This window comes from Paenibacillus odorifer (assembly GCF_000758725.1).
In the GTDB taxonomy this organism is placed as follows: Bacteria; Bacillota; Bacilli; order Paenibacillales; family Paenibacillaceae; genus Paenibacillus_AQ; species Paenibacillus_AQ odorifer.
Genome location: NZ_CP009428.1, coordinates 2,045,629 through 2,066,857, shown reverse-complemented (window position 1 = coordinate 2,066,857; position 21,229 = coordinate 2,045,629). Strand labels below are relative to the sequence as shown.

Below are 21,229 nucleotides of genomic sequence, written 5' to 3'. Positions count from 1 at the left end.
CTGATCAACCGGAACAATACGTTACAATCTTTAATAGGTTATTCTTTATCCTCGTCCAATTTTGATGAGGTTTCTTCATCCGCAACACGGGGTTCCCGGTGGATATTAATTCTAGTGATACGCAATCTTGTCGATTCCTCGACTTCAAAAATAACATCTTCAACTTTGACACGTTTTCCTTTGGTTGGATTACCCTCCAGCTCCTTAAACAACCAGCCGCCGATGGAATCCACCTCATCATCTTCAATCACAACACCCGTAAGATCGTTGACATCCTCAATCAGCATCCGGCCCTCAACAGAGATATACTCCCCGTTATGTTCCACACTTGGACGCTCATCTTCGAACTCGTCATGCAGATCTCCTACGATTTCTTCCAGAATCTCTTCTGCTGTCAGCAAACCTGCTGTGCCGCCATATTCATCGACAACCAACGTTAGCTGCGCCTTATTCTTCTGCATAAAACGAAGAGTATGACTGATCTCCATCGATTCCGGAACGTTAAGGATAGGCCGAACCAGAGTTGTAAGATCATTCTGCTGCTCCGGTGGAGCAAACAACAGGTCGGTAATATGAATAAAACCGATAATACGGTCCTTATCTTCCAGAGCAACCGGATAACGTGAATGTCTCGTTTCGGTAATAATCTTCATATTTTCTTCTAACGAAAGATTGCTGTAAAGCACATCCATATCTGTACGAGGCAGCATGACTTCACGTGCAAGCAGATCTGAGAATTCAAAGATATTATCCATTAGTTTCATTTCATCTTTGTCAATGACGCCACTCTTGGCGCTCTGATTCATCAAAATACGTATTTCCTCTTCCGAGTGTGCTGCTTCACTTTCATTTGCAGGCTCCACACCAACTAACCGAAGCAACGCGTTGGCTGAAGCGTTCAGCACCCAGATAAAAGGCATGAACACATTATAGAAGAACATCAGGGGTGCAGATAACAACAGTGCCGAACCTTCTGTTCTTTGAATCGCGAGCGATTTAGGAGCAAGCTCCCCAAGTACAATATGTAAAAATGTAATGATCGAAAATCCAATAATCACAGATACAGTAGAAATCAGGGTATGATCGGTGATCCCCATCTGGTACATTAAAGGTTCGACCAACAGCTCAGAAATCGCGGGCTCTCCAACCCAACCTAAGCCCAGCGATGCAAGTGTTATCCCAAACTGAGTGGCGGATAAATAGGAGTCCAGTCTCTTATTTACTTTCAGAGCATATCCAGCCATTTTATTACCTTCACTGACAAGTTGGGTCAGGCGGGACTGCCTGACCTTAACTAATGAAAATTCCGCTGCTACAAAAATACCGTTCAATAATACGAGCACCAGAACCAGCAAAAGATTAAGCAATAATCTCCCTACTTCAAATTCCGTATGCACCACTTAACAACGCCTCATTTCTACAGATTGATCGCTTTTCTAGTTTTGAAGTCAACTTCCGGATAATACATATCCGCCACTAACAGATTAGGTCCGCAGCAGCCTGCTGCATCGCAGTGGCAGTTCACCTTTTGGTTCAGCGGGTGTTTAGTCTGCCAATCGATAAATATATCATCCAGCTTTTGGTTCTCGATGTTGCCAAAGGCTGCGATATCAGCGAAATCTGTAACAAAAACATCGCCCGTAAACATGTTTACGTTCACTCGATTCCGGCCATCCGGATCATTGCGAAGGGTAACATTCTTCTCGGCGCGCATTCTGCTTATCAGCTTCTGGTCTTCTTCCAGGAAGCTGCAAGCAAAAAACGGAAGGGTCCCAAACAGCATCCAAATCTCCGGATCACGGGTATCCAGTAGTTTATGGATTGCCGTCCGCATTTCATTCAAGGACAACACTGGCAACGCCGAAGCAAAGCTGGAGTTGTACATAGGATGTACCTCATGCCGTTTGGCGCCCATATCGAGAATCAACTTATGAATTTCAGGCAGCTTAGTATGTGTACGGTAATTAATCATAGTTTCCGCAGAAATTAGCATACCATCCTCACTTAGCCGTCGAGAATTCTCAATCATTGCATTATATAACCGATATGCACTTTCCTTTGAAACAGCATGCCCGCTGTTGGCAAAACCAACTTCATGAAAATCGTCTCCGTTCACATAATTAAAAGAAATATGCATAACGTCCAAATACGGAAGCAGCTTTTCATATCGAGCATACGGCATCGTCAGATTAGAATTAATTTGCGATCTAATCCCCCGCTCTTTGGCATACTTTAAGAGCGGCACTATGATATTATCCACCGTTCCGGCCAAAAACATAGGCTCTCCGCCGGTAATACTAATAGTCTCCAGATGCTCTACTTCATCTAAACGGTCCAACATATTTTTAAGTGGCAGCATATCCCCTTCTCTAGAGGTTAAACTATCACCTACCGCACAGTGTTCACACCGCATATTACATAAATTGGTTACTGTAAATTCCACACTCGTAAGCACATGGCGTCCATGCTTGCGTAAAGAAGTAATGGGATCCCATGGATCGTAGCTTGGCGACAGCTCCTTCGTTGAAGATGTTAATGGTCTTAAAACATTCATTTGTACTAGCTCCTTTAAATCTTATTCCTATTATTAACCCATAATCATGAAGATTGAACGGTGTCTTATCCTATATCATACCACGTTAGTCAGAAAAACTGCACTTCGGATGTCTTTCGGACTGTTCTTACAAGCTTTTTCACTATAAAAAATAATAGCAGCGAGACGAAAAATAGGCTTCCGCGAGTTATGCGGACAAGCCTAATCTTCTCTCTTCGCTGCTATGATTAATATTTTGGCGTTCCCACAGAATCGCCTTGATCTGCGACGTCAACGATAACAACGGAGAGGGCTTTTCCTAGATCCCTTTCGAACGGTACGACTTTCTCTCCTTCAGGCCCTGTAAGCACACGTACGATCGGTCTGTGAGGCGTACTTGGATCTATTTTGACAACAACTCCACTTTCACCCGTACTGAGCTTCACCGTAAGACCAAGTGGATAGATAGCCACACGATCTCTAAATAACTCTAGCTGCTTCTGCTCATACAATGTACCGGAACCTACATAAAGCGCCTCAACGGCTTGATGTGGCAGCATAGCCTTTTTGTAGACCCGGTTGGAGGTCATGGCATCGTAGGAATCAGCCACGCCCAACCATTTGGCATATTCATGAATTTGAGGTCCTTTTAATCCCCGCGGATATCCGGATCCGTCAATGCGTTCATGATGCTGAAGCGCACAATGAGCCGCGAGCAGCGGGATATTCGGTTCTTCCTTGAGAATCTGATACCCGATCTCGGTGTGTGCCTGCATATGCCGAAATTCATCTTCACTGAGCTTGCCGGGTTTTTGAATGATTTTTATCGGGACTTGGGTCTTGCCAATATCATGCAGCAGCGCACCCAGACCAATCACTCGAAGCTCCTCTTTGCTGTACCCATGCGCAATGCCAAGCACCAAAGTGTACAAGCAGACGTTCAGGGAATGGACGTACAAGTAGTTATCAGCAGTGTGCATATCAAGCAGCATGATCATCGGATCTTCTTGTAAAGACAAATCATCCAGGATGCTATCCATGATTTTTGAGAATTTTTTATCCAGATGGTAGAATCCCTTACTTATTCCTGAAGCGCCTGTCATTTGCTGAAACTGATTACGAATCACCTTCAGTGCCTGATTGCGCGTCTCATCTTGAAGCATACCTATAATCTCAACATCGTCCGTGACAGAGTCCTCTATGTAAATATAACCGATGTCAATTCTTGCAAGCCTCTTGATCAACGCATCAGTAAGCTCCACCCCATCCGCGAGGAGAGTTAGACCTTCATCATTATATATTTTTTTACCTAATTTCATGCCTGCTTGAAGCTGATTCACGGATACTAAACGCACTTAGCTCACTCCTGCCTTTAACGGTAAAATGCTATTCTGTTTTGAAATCCTTGGGTCACACGCTTTGTCTATACCGTTTATGTAGAGATCAGACAGGTGCACCATGAAGAACATCGGGTGTGTCTAGGTCTTTGCCTATGGGCATTAACGCATAATAAACAACCAGAATATAGCAGCAAGAATAAATCTGTAGATCGCGAAATGCGTCAATCTAATCTTTTGAATCAATTTCATAAACAAAATGACCACTACATAAGCCACTACAAAAGAAATCAGAAATCCAATTACAAAATAGCCAATCGTCTCACTAGTGAAGTTCTTATAAGAATCCAACAGTTCATATCCGGAAGCCGCACACATAATAGGAATGGCTATAAGGAAGGAGAAATCCGCAGAAGCTTTATAACTAACTCCACTTAACATCCCTCCGGAGATCGTAGATCCCGAACGGGAAAATCCTGGCCAAAGCACTGAAATAATCTGATACATCCCGATAGCCAGCGCCTGTCCGTAGGAAAGATCGTCTAGCTCATGCGCTGTAACTCTAATTTTGCGTCTATTTACCCATTCTGCGATAATCATTAGAATCCCTCCGGCGACAAGCGCCCAAAGAACAGTCGTGGCCCCAAAGAGACTTTTTATAAAATCGCGGGCAAAAAATGCCACAGCTAGTGCTGGGGCAATCCCAAGTATTACATGGATTAAGTTCAAACGAGACGCCGGCATCACACCGCCTCTTCCTGAGTTCTTACGCCCAATGCCCAGCAAATTAAGCACACGCTCGCGGTAAACAAGCGCAATCGCCAATATTGCCCCTAGCTGAATAACGATTTCATAAGTCTTCATAATCGAATCCTGCTCATCAAAGCCCAGAAGCTTCGAGGTCAAGATCATGTGTCCTGTAGAAGAAACAGGAATAAATTCAGTGATCCCTTCGACAATTGCTAAAATAATAGCTGTAATCGTGTCCATAATTTCCTCCTATTTTTTTGGGAATCTAGCACTGTCTAAATGGAATCAAAAAGTAAATCTTGTAAGCTGCAGGTTTACTCAGACTTGATCTGCCAGCGAGTGAGCATGCATTCATCAAGACTGTCCGGGCGCTGCAATTCCATCCCAAGCAGGTCGCGTAAAAAATGAGGCAGCAAAAATAAAGGATCCTTCCCATTGGCGATCGTCTCATAGCCTGCACGGAAAGTAAACATGTCCAGCGTACCAACATTATACTCTTTATCATCCTCCAGCGGATTTCCTTCGACAAAAACTGCAATATTGTTATCATACGGTATCTGCTGCGGATCGTACAAGATTTTTATCCCATCTACTGCTAAGCTGCCCAGATAATTCCCGCGAAAGCCATACCCAAAAATCACCTTATTATAAAATTCTTCCGTAAGACTCTGCTCCAAAGCTATGCGAATATCTAGGCCTTTCAGCTTGATTACGCAGGTATTAATGGGAGAAGGACATAGGGCGTGCAGCATTCCCGTTGTAACCTCCCCTTCAGGCAAAGGTCCTAGAAGCTGACCTGTGTTAACTATCGACAAACTGGCGCCTGTAAATCTACGTACAGCTTGGGCTAAAAGATTGCCAAAAGGGGATTCTCCCTGCAAATTCAAAGGAAGCTCACGATCTGTGATCGCAACGGTCTGCTGAAGAGCCTCACGACCACGCTCCAAATGAATAGTAGCGGCAGGACCTACAACCTCTTCCTTCAGTTCTGGGTCAATCGGAATACATTCACCTGCCACCAGACTGAATCCAGTTTGTCCCTCTCTCCGCTCAAATTGAAGCCGCCCGAGGTAACGCCCGAATTTCCCCGCTCCACATACAGCTGTTCCGTTAATCATGAGCGGCTCTTCCAGCATATGATGCGTATGTCCACCAAGAATAGCATGCACACCTTCCAGCCGCTCTGCCAGAATTCGATCTGCGGGAAGCCCCAAATGAGAAAGGATGATTAGAATATCCACCTGGGGAGCTAAAAGAAGGCATTGTTCCCGAAGGGTTGTCTCGGGATCCAGGGCATCCCAGCCCAGCAAGGAATAGAACGAACTAAATGCCGCTGTCGCTCCAGTTATTCCTATTCTGATTCCATCCTTCTCCAAGATGGCATGACGCTTCATCCAGTGGGGAGGTTCCCCTGTTGCAGTCTCCACAAAATTACAGCATACCACTGGGCACTGTAACCCGGAGAAAATAGAGGATAACATCTCCTGTGAGAATGTTAACCCCTCATTATTACCGATGGTTACAGTATCATATCCTGTTAAGTTAAGTACATCGATGTTAGCCTGACCCATAGTTCCTTCTGTCTCGACGGCTGCACGATCCATATGATCGCCAATATCCAGCAACAGCACAGGCTCTTCCCCCGCTGCAGCTCTTTGTCTCTCGATTTCTGCTGCCAATGGACTCACCATTTCGAAATGGCTATGTATATCATTGGTATGAAGTATGGTCAGTCTTTGCGGCACATGCCCCATTAGCAACATTCCTCCTACCTGTTGAGCCGCTCTTAAACGAAGCAGCCGATGCATGATCTTATAGAGCCTAGCATAACATTTTCAGGCTCATTATGGTATATTGTAGACATTACAACATATTTCAGAGGTGAATAAGTATGCATATCACAATCCGTCTGTTCGCGGGTTTGGCTGAGATTATCGGCTCATCTTCTCTGACCTTTCATGCGACAGAGAATCCCTTAACCGCTGGGAAGTTAAAAGAACTCCTTTCAACCTCTTATCCGGATGCAGCATCCCTAATTGGAACTTCTTTGGTCGCCATTGACCGGGAATATGCACCTGATGAAGCCCTCATCACCGAGTCTGCCGAAGTTGCATTAATCCCTCCCGTTTCCGGTGGAGAGAATGGTTCTTTATATGAGAGCACTTCTGACGGCCTCTATAGCATAACGGATCTGCCTTTAAATGCTGAGAAGCTTCTGGATGCCGTCCTCGACGCCAATCATGGAGCATCCCTGTTATTTGTAGGAACTACACGCGAAATGACCGGAGAACAACGTACAACAGCATTAGACTATGAAGCCTATATTCCTATGGCCTTAAGCAAGCTGAAAGAAATTGGTGACGAGGTGCAGAATCGCTGGAATGCACGCTGCGCGATTTCCCACCGCATTGGGCTTGTAGGCCTGAAGGAAGCAAGCGTTATCATTGCCGTCTCTACCCCTCATCGCGATACCTGTTACGAGGCTAGTCGTCTGGCCATTGAACTGCTGAAACAGACCGTCCCTATCTGGAAAAAAGACATCAATGAATCAGGCCAGCACTGGGTAGGCTCTGAACAAAAGGCTGCCGATTCCCTCCACAATTAATCTTCACTCCTTTTTCATTGAAAAATCTGCACTTTGTTGATATTCTGGATAAAATCGGATAAAAGGTGGCATAGGCATTGAGAGTACACGTCTCGGATCTAAAACCTGGTAATCACCTCAACTCAGACGCTTATAGTTCAAGAGGTCTGCATGTATTACCAAAGGGATCGCTGCTCCAGATAGATGATATCGCCAAGCTGATGCAGCATGGAGTTGATTATGTTGATATCCAGACGTTAGTGGAAGAGCCTGCCCCATTAAGCAGACCTTCAATTATTCAGACGGTGACCACTAGTTTTGATACCATGATTGACGGCTTTGAGAATCTTTATATGGAAGCACTATTAAAAGGAAGCTTTAACCAATCCGTGGTTAACGACATTCTTCAGCCTTCGCTTCAATCGTTGGACAAGCAAAAGGATGTAGTCTCCCTGCTGCTTCTGCTCGATCGCGAAGATAATTATACCTACAATCACTCTTTGCAGGTAGGTATGCTCTCTTATTATATTGCAATCTGGCTTGGGTATTCCAAACAAGAATGCTATGAGATTGGACGAGCTGGATATTTAATTGATATTGGAAAATGTAGAATCTCACCTGCACTATTAAATAAGCCTGGGAAATTAACCGCGGAAGAATTCGAAGAAGTTAAACTACATACTAAGTACGGCTACGAAATTATCCGCAATTCTATGGATGACTCACATACAGCTTTGGCAGCCCTGCAGCATCATGAACGTGAGGACGGTTCTGGCTATCCTAATAAGCTAACCAAATCCGATATTCATCCTTATGCGCAAATTGCTGCTGTAGCTGACATCTATAGTGCGATGACTTCTAAACGCGTCTATCAGTCCAAGCAAGAGCTTATTTCTGTCCTACGTGAACTAAATGACCTCAGCTTTGGTAAGCTGAACGGCAGAACGGTTCAAGCCTTTATACAGCATTTAATGCCTAACTTTATCGGCAAGCGAGTATTACTGAACACGGGGGATACAGGTGTGATTATCATGAACAATCCAGTTGATATTTTCCGTCCGCTGGTAAAGATCGATGGATTATTTGTCGATCTAGCCCGCGAACGTAACGTTACGATTGTGGAAATCTACATGGACTAGGGCGTTTCTTGAGGTCCTGCGTTGTTTAGCAAAAGGTTCAGAGCTGCTGTTTGTACACTAAATCCCCCGGTTTGACTACGGGGGATTTTTTAGTTGTACTTTGTGCAACAAAATTCATGTCTACCAGGCTGACTTCTGATTTAGTTGTACTTTGTGCAACAGTATCCACGTCTAACGAGCTGAATTGTGATTTAGTTGTACTTTGTGCAACAGTATCCACATCTAACGAGCTGAATTGTGATTTAGTTGTACTTTGTGCAACAGTATCCACGTCTAACGAGCTGAATTGTGATTTAGTTGTACTTTGTGCAACTAAATCCACGTCTAGCGAGCCGATTTCTGATTTTGTTGTACTTTGTGCAACAGTATCCACGTCTAGCGAGCTGAATTGTGATTTAGTTGTACTTTTGCAACTAAATCCACGTCTAGCGAGCTGAATTGTGATTTAGTTGTACTTTGTGCAACTAAATCCACTTCTAGCGAGCCGATTTCTGATTTAGTTGTACTTTGTGCAACTAGAATTAAGGAAAATGCCCTTAATAAGCACATTTCTCGAAAATAGCTGCACAAAGTGCAATTAACAGTATTTTTATAACGAGAATGGCGGTTACTATTGTACAAACTGCAACTAAACGATTCGTTTCCTGATTACTCCTAAACTTCCCTCGATTTTCACCTCTACTTGTTTCCTTCTGACTTCGAAGATAGTTCCTCCTACCCTCAACATAGTAAGGCCCCTCAATTTAATTATCTGACGTAACGTTTGAATTTCTCTTCTCATGGCGAAACTAATATGTGGTTTTAAATTGCTGTAGGAGGAAAAAAGCATGCTTCCTGTCCATGAACGCCTTGCCGAGTTGTTCACCCTGAGCCGTAGACGGCAGCTTACTGCTGCTGAGGAAACGGAACAACAGCAGTGCCTGCAAATAAACGCTACCTACTGCTATGAGATGGCCCGATTGCAAAATGAAATCCAATTAGCGGAACAGACAGCTGATCTACAATGGCATCAAGATATTTGTGCACAAATGTTTGAGCTGCGTGTGACGGGCAGGGTATCCAAACGTCCTAAGTAACTGAATAGAAATCTAACCCTGCTGTATTATGTTCTGCTGCTCTGCTGTTCTTGCATTCTTCCGTTCTTCCGTTCTGCCGTTCTGCCGTTCTGCCGTTCTGCCGTTCTGCCGTTCTGCCGTTCTGCCGTTCTTCCAATCTTCCATTCTGCCGTTCTGCCGTTCTTCCGTGCTTCCGTGCTTCCGTGCTTCCGTTCTTCCGTTCTTCCATTCTGCCGTTCTTCCGTTCTTCCGTTCTTCCGTTCTGCCGTTCTTCCATTCTGCCGTTCTGCCGTTCCCCTGTTCTGCTGTTCTGCTGTTCTGCTGTTCTTCCATTCTGCCGTTCTTCCTTTGCCTTGTCCCGTAATACCTATATGCCATATTCCACTCTACTCTGATCTACCCAGCCCCGGCCCCATTAATCACTATTTCCCTATAAAAAACAGCCCACCCCGCAGTTGCCTAACCAACGGGAATGAGCTGTTGTTCTGTACTGTTCTGTTCTGTTCTGTACTGTCGGTCTATAAGAAGCGGAATTGCGCTTCGATCAGACCGTTGTATACCCCATCACGGGATGTCAACTCATGATGGTTTCCTTCTTCTTTAATCTCTCCGTGATCGAGGACGACTATTTTATCCGCATGGCGGATGGTAGAAAGTCTGTGCGCTACGATAAAGGAGGTTCGGCCTTGAAGCAGGATTTTGAGTGCCTCCTGGATCTTCAGCTCTGTCTCCGTATCAATGCTGGCAGTTGCCTCATCCAGGATTAGAATACGCGGATTTGCCAAGAGCGCCCGGGCGAAGGAGAGAAGCTGACGTTGTCCCATCGACAACGCGCTGCCGCGCTCTTCCACCTCTGTCTCATACCCACCGGGCAGCTTCATGATGAAGTCGTGGGCATCCACGGCTTTTGCAGCATTTTCCACTTCTTCATCTGTAGCCTCCAGACGGCCAAAACGGATATTATCCCGAATCGTTCCCGAGAAAATAAAGGTATCTTGCAGCACGATTCCGATCTGCCTTCGCAGGCTGTCTAACGTAACCCCGCGGATATCTTCACCGTCTATCGTGATTCGGCCGCTTTTGATATCATAAAACCGGCCAATCAGGTTAATGATCGTACTTTTACCAGAACCTGTATGACCTACGAGCGCGATCGACTGTCCTGCTTTTACATCCAGATCAATACCTTTTAATGCAGCCCGGCCTTTTTCATATTCAAAAATGACCTTCTCAAAGTTAATATCCCCACGAATCGTTCCCATTGGCTTAGCACCAGGATTATCTTGAACCGCAGGTTGCTCATCCAAATATTCAAAGATCCGTTCCGAGGAAGCCATTGCCACAAGCAGCTGATTGTACATCTGCCCAAGGCGATTAATCGGGTCCCAGAAGTTGCTGACATAAGAACTGAATGCTACCAGCATACCTACTGTGAGTTCTCCAGATTGGATCAGATAAGCCCCCAGCCAAAAGAGGATCATTGTCCCAAAACCACCTGTGACCTCAATAATCGGACCGAACGCCTGGTTCATCGCAGAGGCTTTGTTCCAGGATTTTTTGCTGTCGGTATTCATAACATCGAAATAATTCATATTTTCTTGTTCTTGGGTGTAGGCTTGTGTGACTCTGATTCCCTGAATCGATTCATTTAAATGAGAATTAATTCTGGAGTTCTTCATCCGCACATCCTGCCAAGCGATCCGAATCTTTTGGCGCAGCTTAGTTGAAACAAAGAACATAATCGGAACCGTAACCATTACTGCAAGACCTAGCTTCCAGTTGATCACTAGCAGAATAATGGTAATCCCCATAAGCTGCACGCAGTCGATCATCAGATTGACAACCCCGTTTGTGAACAAATCCTGCAAAGAGTTGATATCATTGGTTACCCGCACTAATACCGAACCTGCCGGACGTTTATCAAAGAAGTTAAAGGAGAGCTTCTGAATATGCTTGAACAAATCTGAGCGCAAATCATAAATCACTCTTTGGCCTATGATGTTCGTGTATTTAATCCGGTATACTCCCGCAATCCATTGAATCAGATATAAGACGATTACCCCTGCTGTAAGCGAATATAGCAGAGATAAGCTGGGATTCCCCACCTTTGGTGCAATCGCACGGTCAATAGCTAAACTTGTTAGGAACGGGACGGTCAACTTCGTGATAGTTCCCAGAATCATCATGATGGACACCAATGGAAGCATCTGCTTTGCATAAGGCTTCATGTACCCGAACAGTCTGGTAAATTGCTTCCAGTCAAAAGCCTTATCGATGACATCATCATCTTTATATACAAAACGTTCATCCAGCTCTTGCTGCTCGGCTGCTTTATTTTTTGCTCCCGTAGCGGTCATTGGTTTGGCTTCAAGTTTCATATGCCTCACTCCTCCCCTCTTCCGGTCGCTCTGGCCAGATAATCAGCATACTGTATCCGGTATACATCCTGATAAGGACCCGGCACTTCAATTAGCTCTTTATGGGTACCACGCTGCTGTACATGACCTTCGTTCATGACGATAATCTGATCCGCATGGCGCAAGGAGGAGATCCGATGGGCAATAATAAGTGTAGTGCGCCCCTTCATGACCTCTTGGAATCCGGCTTGAATCTCGTGCTCCGTCTCCATATCGACAGCGCTGGTCGCATCATCGAGGATAAGAATCCGCGGATTCTTAAGCAGGGCTCTAGCGATGGCAATCCGTTGCTTTTGTCCACCGGAAAGACCCATTCCGCGCTCACCCACCACAGTGTCATAACCATCTTCCATCTCCATGATGAAATCATGGGCTTTGGCAAGTTGTGCAGCTCGGATAATTTCTTCCATGCTTACATTTTTCAACCCATAGGAGATGTTGTTGCGAATTGAGGAGGAGAACAGGAAGGTCTCCTGAAAGACCGTCGCGATCTGTGAACGCAAGCTGCGAACATTGTATTCTCTGATGTCCATCCCATCCAGTGTGATGCTGCCTTCATTAACGTCATAAGCACGCATCATCAGCTGTGTAATGGTCGATTTACCAGAGCCCGTTCCTCCAAGGAACCCTATAACCGCACCAGATTTAGCCTCAAAATCAATGTCTGTAACCGCAGGCATTTTGTTTCCATAAGCAAATGTGACGTGATTAAACGCTACATCTCCCTTAACCTCAGAAGGTACCAGTTCACGGGCGTTCTCTTTATCCTTCACATCAATATTCTGATTAAGTACTTCCAATACACGTTCTCCCGATGCTTTGGACTGTGTATAGTTATTAATATGGAATCCAAGACCCCAAATCGGTCCAATGATGTACCAAATTAAGCTGAAAAAAGCAACCAGTTCGCCCAGTGACATTTTCCCCTTAATAACTAACGTTCCGCCTACTCCAAGCAGAATAGCTGCACTGATCGATGCTAAAAACTCCATCGCTGGAAAAAACTTACTCCAGAGCTCAGCAGCAAAAATCTGGTTATTCTTATAACGTTCGTTACGGTGCGAGAATTTCTCTACTTCATGAGCCTCTCTCGCAAACGATTTGACGGTGCGCACACCCGTGATATTCTCCTGTACAGCCGTAGTCAGAGAACTGAGCGCAAGGCGCATCTCTTGAAAGGCCGGGTGAATCTTAGACTCAAATTTTAGCGCAATAAACGCCAGGATTGGCATCGTAATCAAAGTTACTAGAGTAAGCTGCCAATTGAGTGAGAACATCATAATCGAACCAAAAATGACCATAAAAAAGACATTAAGCAACTGAGCAAAACCGAAACCGATAAAGTTACGAATCGCTTCCAAATCTCCGGTTAGTCGGGACATCAAATCCCCAGTTTTCGCGGTATCATAATAACGGAAAGATAGGAATTGCAGCTTCTCATAACAAGCATTACGCAGCCGGTATGCAAGAAAGTTACCTAGCCGTCCTCCAAAAAAACCATGTGCAAACTGCAGGCATGCTTTTACTATTACTACAGCTAACACGCTCAATGCGAGCACTGGCACCTCTGTAAACTTAAGTGGCACAATAACATCATCGATCAGCTTTCTTAACAAATTGGGGGTAATCAGCCCCACTGCAGTTGCAGCGGCCAAACATATAATCGAAAGAATCAGAAAATGCAGCTTCTCTCGATAATAACCGCGCAGTTGCCTGAGAACATCCATATCTCTCCTCCTTAAGGCTTACCTAGTAAGCGTTTTTTTGTATAAAGCAAATGTTACATCGTAAGCTAGCTTTTTTTAGCGCTTACAATTTAGTGACTTTATGCAGTGTATCATCCATAATTTAATGCGGCAAAGGGGAGAATTGCGCGTTTTTGCGGTTATTTCGGAAAAAAGCAGCATCTACATGATATAAAGGACCCTCGTTATCTTAAAATGCTCGTGTTTCCTCCTTAATCCTGATGAATGAAGAATCTACATGAATATTGTAATCATCGTGTAATATTAGGAAGACCTTTATTCGGTTTTTTGCATAATTATTGGAATTTATTCCGGGTTTCGAAGAGTTCACTTTTTCGCCGTCTTAAATTTGCCTCAGATGTAAAACTTTTACCACAATTTACCGTAATATAGTAATACAACACTTTTTACTTATATTATGGAGGGGAACTATATTGAAAAAGCAGCTTATTTTATATTGTATTATCGCCATTATCCTTCTCTCAGGGTGTAGCAATACAAATAACAATAACCCTACGGACGCAAACACAGCGATCAACGAATCTAAAAACTTGTTTAATTTCGGGGAAATTTCCTCAAAAGCAGATACAGCAGCACCCTCACCTGAAAAAACGCTAAGAGAAATAAGCAATTTTGTTATTGCCGACATTTGGAATGTAGGGTTTGTAGATGTTATCTCATACACTAGAAGTGGTACAAGCAGTACAGGAACGAGCATGGACATAGACTTTACGGTCGAACAGCTTGGCAAAGCCATGGAAGAGAAAAAAGAATACGATACATATATGAACAAGTTAGATACTAAGTATGATTCTATTAAGAAAATATGGGCCAAGCTTTCACCAGAAATTGATCTTTTATATAAGCAGATCCAGGAGACACCTCCAAAAGCAAACGATGACAGCTTAACACTTGATGCAGGTAAATTTAATCAATATTCAGAGGCTTTTAATAAAGAAGTGAATGATCTGGCAAAACAGTAGCCTTTACTATATAAAAAACCCCGTCAATGATTTGGTGCCATTCTATTCTTTCTCTCATAAAATATAAAATCTACAATGAGAGGTTAGGTGAATAGGATGAGTATACAGTTTCTTGATATGCGGATTTCACAGGGCAGTACTATGGATGCACAAAGTCTTAATTTGGTTCGTTCAGGTGCAGTTTTCGGTGACATTGGACTTCAGACAGTAAATGTTACCCCTGCCAATGCAGGCTTAGTGAGAGTCACATTGAATGCTTTTGCCAGACTTAGTGTTGATGTCAGCATTATAGTTCAGAATGATGTTACTTTTAGTATTTACCGCAATAATGTATTAATTTTCAGTACAACCTACCCCGGAAACATTAATAATACAACGACCCAATATGAAATGGTTGGAATCACCGCTGTCGACTATCCGCCTTCGACCGATGTGCTTACTGGCCAGATCCAATACACCATTGTAGCATCAGCGATTAGAACGGCATCTCTGGGAGCCAGATCCTTCAGTGGAATTGCCGTTGCCGGAAATGGATAGTTGAAAATATTAAAGGTAAGTCCCCGGAGCATTCGGGGATTTTTTCAATTGTGCCCATAAAAAAGCATCCGCAGAAAAATATCTACGGATGCTTTGAAGAAATATAAACGTTAGGAGGACGGGCCTCCATTCATAAGCGCTCTTATTAACCGATTGAACCTTCCATCTCGAACTTGATCAGACGGTTCATTTCGACCGCATATTCCATCGGCAGTTCTTTTGTGAACGGCTCGATGAAGCCCATGATGATCATTTGAGTCGCTTCAGCTTCTGTGAGGCCACGGCTCATCAGGTAGAACAGTTGCTCCTCAGAAACTTTAGACACGGTTGCTTCATGTTCAAGAACGATGTTATCGTTCATGATTTCATTGTAAGGAATAGTATCCGAAGTGGACTCATTATCCAAAATCAGCGTATCACATTTAATGTTCGATTTCGCACCTTCTGCTTGACGGCCGAAGGAAGCTAGACCACGGTAAGTTACTTTACCGCCATGTTTACTGATGGATTTCGATACAATGGTGGATGTTGTATCTGGAGCCAAATGGATCATCTTGGCACCCGCATCCTGATGCTGGTCTTTACCTGCTACCGCGATGGATAGTACTGAACCTTTAGCACCACGTCCTTTAAGAACAACCGCAGGATATTTCATGGTCAGCTTGGAACCGATGTTACCATCGACCCATTCCATGGTAGCATTCTCTTCTGCAACCGCACGTTTGGTAACGAGGTTGTAGATGTTTGGAGCCCAGTTCTGGATTGTGGTATAACGAACGCGGGCGTTCTTCATACACAAGATTTCAACAACCGCACTGTGCAGAGAGTTCGTGCTATAGATTGGAGCAGTACATCCTTCTACGTAGTGCACGAAGCTGTCTTCATCAGCAAGGATCAAAGTACGTTCGAATTGTCCCATGTTCTCGGAGTTAATACGGAAGTAAGCCTGCAAAGGAACTTCACATTTCACACCTTTAGGAACATAGATGAAGCTGCCGCCTGACCAAACTGCACTGTTAAGTGCGGCAAACTTATTATCGGTTGGAGGGATGATCGTCCCGAAATATTTTTTCAGAAGCTCTGGGTGCTCACGCAATGCAGTGTCGGTATCTGTAAAAATAACCCCTTGATCTTCAAGGCTCTTCTGCATGCTGTGATAGACTACCTCAGATTCATATTGTGCCGATACGCCGGCGAGGAACTTCTGTTCCGCTTCCGGAATCCCCAGCTTGTCAAAGGTTTCTTTGATTTCGGAAGGAACTTCTTCCCAAGTCTTCCCTTGCTTCTCTGAAGGTCTTACATAATATTGAATATCCTCGAAGTCCAAATCATCCATATTGCCGCCCCATGTAGGCATTGGCATTTTACGGAACTGCTCCAAAGATTTCAAGCGGAAGTCAAGCATCCACTGTGGTTCATTTTTGATCGCTGAAATTTCTTTAACAATTTCGGCCGTCAAACCTTTACCAGACTGGAATATCGACTTATGCTCATCACGGAACCCGTACTGGTATTCTTCCATATCAGGCGCTTTCTTAGCCATGGTGTCAGCCTCCTTGTTCTACTGTTATTTATGTTGCTCTTCTTCGTCAATTCCTTTACGAAGTGCGTTCCAAGCCAGTGTTGCGCATTTGATCCGTGCAGGGAATTTATTCACACCCGAAAGGGCTTCAATGTCTTCGTAATCTCCAAAATCCACGTCTTCACCCTTCATCAGTAAGGAGAAGTTATCGGCCAGTTCAAGCGCACGTTCAACCGTTTGTCCTTTGATCGCCTCAGTCATCATCGAAGCCGACGACATACTGATCGAACAGCCTTCACCATTATAACGGGCATCCTTTACGATTCCATCCTCTACCTTAAGCTGAAGAGTAATACGGTCACCACAGGTTGGGTTATTCAGTTCAATTTTTAGAGCATCATCTTCAAATGAACCGCGATTTCGAGGACTTTTATAATGATCCATAATTACGCGTCTGTATAAGTCATCCAAGTTCATAGCTGAAGTACTCCTTTGTCTTGATTAAAGCGTCCACCAGTCGATCTACATCCTGCTCAGTATTATACAGATAAAAGCTTGCACGTGCTGTAGAGCTGGCTTCCAGCCAGCGCATCAGCGGCTGACAGCAGTGATGACCAGCGCGGATGGCAATACCTTCCGCATCTAGCACTGTAGCGACATCATGCGGGTGAACGTCACCCAGATTAAAGGTGACAACGCCGACTTCACGATTCCGAGGACCATAAATGTTCAGACCCTCGATCTCTGACAGACGTTGCTCTGCATACGCTGCAAGAGCTTTCTCATGGCGGTGTATCTCATCCAATCCGATTTCTTGTAAGAAATCAATGGCTGCACCTAAACCAACAGCACCAGCTATGATCGGCGTACCGCCTTCAAACTTCCAAGGCAGTTCTTTCCATGTGGATTCATAAAGACCCACATCATCAATCATCTCGCCACCGAATTCGACGGGCTCCATGGCTTCGAGAAGTGCTCTCTTGCCATACAAAGCGCCAATTCCGGTTGGTGCAAGCATTTTATGACCAGATAGTGCATAGAAATCACAATCCAGATCCTGCACATCGACCTTCATATGTGGTGTGCTTTGTGCACCATCTACGACAATTACTGCACCATGACGATGAGCAATAGCCGCAAGCTCTTTAATAGGATGAGTTACTCCCATAACGTTGGATACATAAGCGATAGCAACGATCTTGGTTTTATCCGTAATCGTCTGCTCGGCAGCTTCCAACGTAACCGTTCCATCAGGTTGCAACGGTATATATTTTAATGTAGCACCTGTCTTCTTAGCGAGCTGCTGCCATGGAATCAGATTACTATGATGCTCCATTAATGTGATGACGATTTCGTCGCCTTCACCCACAGCAGAGGGTCCGTAAGAAGAGGCCACAATATTTAATGCTGTAGTCGTTCCGCGTGTAAAGATAATTTCTTTAGTGCTGCGGGCGTTAATAAACTTAGCTAGCTTCTCCCGGGCTCCCTCGTAGGCATCGGTTGCTCGGCTGCCTAAAGTATGGACGCCACGGTGTACGTTGGCGTTATCCCACTCATAATACGACTTGACCGCCTCAATCACTTTCCGAGGCTTCTGTGAAGTAGCAGCACTGTCCAGATAGACTAGTGGATGTCCGTTCACATTTTGGTTCAGTATGGGAAATTGCTCCCGGATGGCGTTGCTAATCATTGAACTAACTTCCTTTCCACAAGAGATTGGAGCTGATTGCGCAGTCCCTCCAGTGGAATTTGTGACACAACAGGAGCCAAGAAGCCGTAGATGATCAGAGTCTCTGCATCATGCCGTGTAATTCCGCGGGACATTAGGTAAAAGACTTGCTCGTGATTGACCTGTCCTACGGAAGCGGCATGGCCGGCTGTAACATCATCTTCATCAATAAGCAGGATCGGATTGGCGTCACCACGGGCTTTTGGACTCAGCATCAATACTTTTTCCGTTTGCTGGCCATCCGCTCTAGTAGCACCTTTCTCAATCTTGGTGATTCCGTTGATGATAGAAGTAGCAGAATCACGCATAACTGCACGAGTGATCATATCACTTGGTGTGCTTTTGCCAAAATGCTGAGCTTGAGTGGTGTAATTCAGTTTCTGTGATCCCGTACCTACTGCAATTACTTTAGCGTCGGAGCTAGAACCGTTGCCTTTAAGCACAGACTTGGTATCACTCGCAGTATCTCCGTAGTTCATCTCACCAACGATCCATTCGATGACTCCGTCATTCTCAACAACAGCCCGGCGATAAGTTACATCTGTAGTATCTACACCAAGCTGATGCACTGTAGCATAACGAACTTTAGCGCCAGCGCCCACGAATACCTCTACCGCACCATTGTGTAGTCCAGCTTCTTCTTTATCCGATACGTAGTTGTCTACATAGGTTACGGAACTGTTAGTATCAGCTACGACCAGAATGTGTGGAACAAAAGTAGCTGCCGCATCATCCGTTAACAGCACTGCTTGAAGCGGAGTTTCAATAACAACATTCTTAGGAACATAGAGGAATACTCCACCATTCCACAATGCAGCATGAAGCGCTGCGATAGAATGCTCGTCTGGCTGAATGGCTTTATGCAGGTAACGTTGAACCAAATCTCCGTGTTCTTTAACAGCTGTCTGTAGATCTGTAAAAATAACACCCTGTTCTGCAAGCTCAGGAGCGATACGTGTATATACTGCACCAGAGTTGCGTTGAATAATCAGGCTGCCTTCCTCCTGATCCTTGATCAAGGAAGAAATAGATGCAGGTGCATCACTTAGCGAAGCAAAAGGTTCACTTGCTTTATAGCTACCATAATTATTGACATTCCAACGATCAATCCGTGTCTTCTCTAATTTAGGCAGTGTCAGAGTAGCTGCCAATTCTAGTGCCTTCAAGCGGCTTTCTTTCAGCCAACCCGGTTCGCCGCTGCTGTGCGATAATTCGCTCAAGCGTTCGGCATCCACCGGAAGAATGGTCTGTGTCGTCATAGTGGTCTCCTCCTTCCTGGCGTTTCTTACGCTTCTTGCCCTACAGTTTCATCTTCAATTCCAAGTTCTTCTTTAATCCATTCATAACCCTCTGCTTCCAGACGCTGTGCAAGCTCTGGACCACCGGATTTCACGATTCTACCTTGCATCATAACGTGAACATAATCAGGTTTGATGTAGTTCAAAAGACGTTGATAGTGGGTAATAACTAAGAAGCCGCGTTCTTCGCTCCGCATGGAGTTTACGCCTTCAGCTACAATTTTCAAAGCATCAATATCAAGACCGGAGTCAATTTCGTCCAAGATCACGATTTTTGGATCCAGCATCATCATTTGTAGAATTTCATTACGTTTCTTCTCACCACCGGAGAAGCCTTCGTTCAAGTAACGGTGTAAAAACTCAGGGTTCATATCTAGTTCTTTCATCTTTGCTTCCATTTGGCGAATAAAACGAATCAACGAGATTTCGCTTCCCTCTTCACGACGGGAATTAATGGCAGAACGCAAGAAGTCGGAGTTAGTTACTCCAGAGATTTCGCTTGGATATTGCATTGCAAGGAAAAGACCTGCACGTGCGCGTTCATCAACAGCCATCTCCAGAAGATCTTCACCATCAAGAGTTGCAGTTCCATCAGTTACTTCGTATTTAGGATGACCCATTAGCGCCGAAGCCAAAGTACTTTTACCTGTACCGTTTGGTCCCATGATGGCGTGAATTTCGCCACCTTTCATTTGAAGGTTAATCCCCTTCAAAATTTCTTTTCCCTCAATCGTCGCTTTAAGACCCTCAATGACAAATTCTGCTGCCATAATATTATTCCCTCCATTGATCGATTTGCGAAATCAAAAGTTGTATTGAAACAGGATAATCCTGATTCCCAGCACAATTAGATTTTCTATCACATTATAATTATTATAAATTGAATCACAATGATTATCAATGATTCTCACTAATTTTATATCAAACCTTGTTTTTTTACAAATTTCTCTTTAGCTAATCACTTGTGACTCAGAGAAGATTTTCATTAAGTATAAGACTAACGCAAAAATAAGACTTCCCGCAGGAAGTCTTATTCAAACTGCTTAATGATTAGCTAAGAAATGAACGTAGCATCCATTGGTGTTTCTCCAGATCACTACGGATTTTAATGAACATATCTGAGGTTGGCTGATCCTTGGTTTCTTCGGCAAGCTCGATGCCTTCTGTCAGCTCTTCAGAGATGGTGGCGAAGTCTTCAATCAGAGACTGAACCATTCCCCGTGTATCTTCCTTACCTGTAGCTTCTTGAATTGTAGCTAATTCCAAATATTCTTTCAATGTTGCTGCCGGACTGCCTTTGATGGTTAGCAAGCGTTCTGCTACTTCATCCATGTGAAGGGTTACTTCATTATATAATTCCTCAAATTTCACATGAAGGGAGAAAAACTGTTCTCCTTTGACGTACCAATGAAAGTTATGAATTTTTACGTACAGGACATTTAAGTTAGCAACCTGACGATTCATGATCTGTTCCAGTGAAGTTGTATTTACTTTATTCGATGCTTTAGCCATGAGATGATCCCTACCTTATCCATTATATTTACCGGTTACTATTTCCTTCGTCCGGTAGTAACTTGTCTATTCTTAATTTACCCTTTTA

At 44.2% G+C, this 21,229-nt stretch carries 20 protein-coding genes; 5 read left to right on the top strand and 15 right to left on the bottom strand.

The features are described from left to right. Positions 1-38: 38 nt before the first annotated feature. The 5 genes from PODO_RS08640 to PODO_RS08620 form a co-directional block, all read right to left on the bottom strand. On the bottom strand, positions 39-1,397 hold the full coding sequence (locus PODO_RS08640) for a hemolysin family protein (protein WP_038574290.1): 1,359 nt from the start codon (positions 1,395-1,397) through the stop codon (positions 39-41). 20 nt (positions 1,398-1,417) lie between these two features. Beyond that, the gene (gene yfkAB, locus PODO_RS08635; RefSeq protein ID WP_038569593.1) at positions 1,418-2,554 is read right to left on the bottom strand and encodes a radical SAM/CxCxxxxC motif protein YfkAB; all 1,137 of its coding nucleotides are present in this window, start codon (positions 2,552-2,554) and stop codon (positions 1,418-1,420) included. A 227-nt stretch (positions 2,555-2,781) separates the two neighbouring features. Then, a complete protein-coding gene (locus PODO_RS08630) occupies positions 2,782-3,888 on the bottom strand; it encodes an HD-GYP domain-containing protein (protein ID WP_038569591.1) in 1,107 nt (368 codons plus the stop codon). Between the two features lie 144 nt (positions 3,889-4,032). After that, positions 4,033-4,860, bottom strand: a complete 828-nt coding sequence (locus PODO_RS08625) for an undecaprenyl-diphosphate phosphatase (protein ID WP_036684081.1) — start codon at positions 4,858-4,860, stop codon at positions 4,033-4,035. Between the two features lie 74 nt (positions 4,861-4,934). Beyond that, positions 4,935-6,374, bottom strand: coding sequence for a bifunctional metallophosphatase/5'-nucleotidase (locus PODO_RS08620; protein ID WP_036684085.1), 1,440 nt, complete (start codon positions 6,372-6,374; stop codon positions 4,935-4,937). Positions 6,375-6,511: 137 nt separating this feature from the next. On the opposite strand from PODO_RS08620, the gene PODO_RS08615 reads away from it, so the two are divergent. Together PODO_RS08615 and PODO_RS08610 are read left to right on the top strand one after the other, a co-directional pair. Further along, positions 6,512-7,225 carry a molybdenum cofactor biosynthesis protein gene (locus PODO_RS08615; protein ID WP_038569590.1) on the top strand — a complete coding sequence of 238 codons (714 nt, stop codon included), beginning with the start codon at positions 6,512-6,514 and terminating at the stop codon, positions 7,223-7,225. Positions 7,226-7,302: 77 nt separating this feature from the next. Next, the gene (locus PODO_RS08610; protein WP_036684091.1) at positions 7,303-8,343 is read left to right on the top strand and encodes an HD-GYP domain-containing protein; all 1,041 of its coding nucleotides are present in this window, start codon (positions 7,303-7,305) and stop codon (positions 8,341-8,343) included. A gap of 37 nt (positions 8,344-8,380) precedes the next feature. On the opposite strand, the gene PODO_RS30990 is transcribed toward PODO_RS08610, so the two are convergent. Next, positions 8,381-8,716 (bottom strand): hypothetical protein, encoded by a 336-nt coding sequence (locus PODO_RS30990; protein ID WP_155288108.1) that lies wholly within the window; start codon positions 8,714-8,716, stop codon positions 8,381-8,383. 454 nt (positions 8,717-9,170) lie between these two features. On the opposite strand from PODO_RS30990, the gene PODO_RS08600 reads away from it, so the two are divergent. After that, entirely contained in the window at positions 9,171-9,419 is a 249-nt protein-coding gene (locus tag PODO_RS08600; protein WP_052096900.1) for a DUF7667 family protein, read from the top strand. A 12-nt stretch (positions 9,420-9,431) separates the two neighbouring features. Here PODO_RS08600 and PODO_RS08595 read toward each other — a convergent pair whose 3' ends face one another. The 3 genes from PODO_RS08595 to PODO_RS08585 all read right to left on the bottom strand — a co-directional run bounded on the left by PODO_RS08595 (position 9,432) and on the right by PODO_RS08585 (position 13,542). Beyond that, the gene (locus PODO_RS08595; protein WP_036684102.1) at positions 9,432-9,731 is read right to left on the bottom strand and encodes a hypothetical protein; all 300 of its coding nucleotides are present in this window, start codon (positions 9,729-9,731) and stop codon (positions 9,432-9,434) included. A 185-nt stretch (positions 9,732-9,916) separates the two neighbouring features. Then, positions 9,917-11,755: an ABC transporter ATP-binding protein gene (locus PODO_RS08590; RefSeq protein WP_036684176.1), complete on the bottom strand. Its 1,839-nt coding sequence runs from the start codon at positions 11,753-11,755 to the stop codon at positions 9,917-9,919. Positions 11,756-11,781: 26 nt separating this feature from the next. Continuing rightward, a complete protein-coding gene (locus PODO_RS08585) occupies positions 11,782-13,542 on the bottom strand; it encodes an ABC transporter ATP-binding protein (RefSeq protein ID WP_036684103.1) in 1,761 nt (586 codons plus the stop codon). 452 nt (positions 13,543-13,994) lie between these two features. Here PODO_RS08585 and PODO_RS08580 point away from each other — a divergent pair, with 452 nt between their 5' ends. Both PODO_RS08580 and PODO_RS08575 read left to right on the top strand, forming a co-directional pair. Next, on the top strand, positions 13,995-14,543 hold the full coding sequence (locus PODO_RS08580) for a hypothetical protein (protein WP_052096898.1): 549 nt from the start codon (positions 13,995-13,997) through the stop codon (positions 14,541-14,543). Positions 14,544-14,639: 96 nt separating this feature from the next. Further along, entirely contained in the window at positions 14,640-15,080 is a 441-nt protein-coding gene (locus PODO_RS08575; RefSeq protein WP_036684106.1) for a hypothetical protein, read from the top strand. A gap of 145 nt (positions 15,081-15,225) precedes the next feature. Here PODO_RS08575 and sufB read toward each other — a convergent pair whose 3' ends face one another. From sufB to PODO_RS08545, 6 genes are all read right to left on the bottom strand, one after another. Continuing rightward, positions 15,226-16,623, bottom strand: a complete 1,398-nt coding sequence (sufB, locus tag PODO_RS08570; protein WP_036684335.1) for a Fe-S cluster assembly protein SufB — start codon at positions 16,621-16,623, stop codon at positions 15,226-15,228. 24 nt (positions 16,624-16,647) lie between these two features. Further along, positions 16,648-17,079 (bottom strand): Fe-S cluster assembly sulfur transfer protein SufU, encoded by a 432-nt coding sequence (sufU, locus tag PODO_RS08565; protein WP_036684339.1) that lies wholly within the window; start codon positions 17,077-17,079, stop codon positions 16,648-16,650. Further along, positions 17,066-18,292, bottom strand: coding sequence for a cysteine desulfurase (locus PODO_RS08560; RefSeq protein WP_036684342.1), 1,227 nt, complete (start codon positions 18,290-18,292; stop codon positions 17,066-17,068). Before PODO_RS08560 ends, sufU begins: the two co-directional genes overlap by 14 nt. Further along, on the bottom strand, positions 18,289-19,590 hold the full coding sequence (gene sufD / locus PODO_RS08555) for a Fe-S cluster assembly protein SufD (RefSeq protein ID WP_038569587.1): 1,302 nt from the start codon (positions 19,588-19,590) through the stop codon (positions 18,289-18,291). Before sufD ends, PODO_RS08560 begins: the two co-directional genes overlap by 4 nt. A 26-nt stretch (positions 19,591-19,616) precedes the next feature. Beyond that, entirely contained in the window at positions 19,617-20,399 is a 783-nt protein-coding gene (sufC, locus tag PODO_RS08550) for a Fe-S cluster assembly ATPase SufC (RefSeq protein WP_036684347.1), read from the bottom strand. A gap of 280 nt (positions 20,400-20,679) precedes the next feature. Next, complete coding sequence (locus tag PODO_RS08545) at positions 20,680-21,141, bottom strand: Dps family protein (RefSeq protein ID WP_036684350.1); 462 nt, start codon at positions 21,139-21,141, stop codon at positions 20,680-20,682. Positions 21,142-21,229: the final 88 nt, after the last annotated feature.